Here is a 780-nt window from a genome sequence, read left to right as displayed (position 1 = left end):
CCGATGTCCCGCCGGCCGGTGGAACCACTCCCGGCCGGCGTGCCGCAGGCCCCCGCACCGCGGCCCGCAGATCCGCCCACAAGGCGGCCCGCCGTACGGCCCGCCGCCGAATCGCCCGCCGCCGCAACCTCACCGTGAGCATCCTGACCGTCAGCGGCCTGGTCGTCATCCCGCTGGTCCTGTGGTCCCTCGGCAACTCCGGCGAGGGCCCCCGGCAGGCCGGTGCGGGACGGCCGTCCGAGGCGCCCGGCTCCGGTGCGGGAGAGCCGACGGGCGACCCGTCCTGGGTCGGGTCGGGCGACGCGGAGAAGGGTGCCCTGCGCGGGCGGCTGCACAACGTGGACTCGGGACTGTGCGTCGGCGTCGAGGGCGCGAAGGCCGTCGAGGACGCGGAGGCCGAGCTCACCCCCTGCTCCTCCGCCGCCGCCCAGCAGTGGACGTACGAGACCGACGGCCTGCTGCGCAACGGCGACGCTCCCGGCCTGTGCCTGGACTCGCACCTCGGCTACTCCGTGCGGCTGGCCCCCTGCGCGGGCGCGTCCCGGCCGGAGTCCAGGAACATCCGCTACGACTTCACCCTCCAGGGCGCCCTGGTGCCCCGCTGGAACCAGGACCTCGCCCTGGCTCCGGCCGCGACCGACGGCTCGGGCGCCCTGGTCCTCAAGACCCGGGCGGACGAGAAGGACCAGCGGTGGGCGATCGACACCTCCAAGGCGGACCTCCAGATGGAGGCCGTCAACTGGCACGCCGCCGCCCCGGCCCCGCGCCCCACCCCGACAC

1 protein-coding gene is annotated in these 780 nt (G+C 76.2%); it reads left to right on the top strand.

Going from position 1 to position 780, the window contains the following annotated elements; translation table 11 throughout:
• A partial coding sequence (locus CCL05_RS42205; protein WP_143590048.1) for an RICIN domain-containing protein occupies positions 1-780 on the top strand: 780 nt, incomplete at both ends.

Origin of the sequence: Streptomyces africanus (genome assembly GCF_002150735.1) — a bacterium.
In the GTDB taxonomy this organism is placed as follows: domain Bacteria; phylum Actinomycetota; class Actinomycetes; order Streptomycetales; family Streptomycetaceae; genus Streptomyces; species Streptomyces africanus.
The sequence above is the reverse complement of the archived record's forward strand: the minus strand, read 5'-3'. Positions and strand labels throughout refer to the sequence as shown.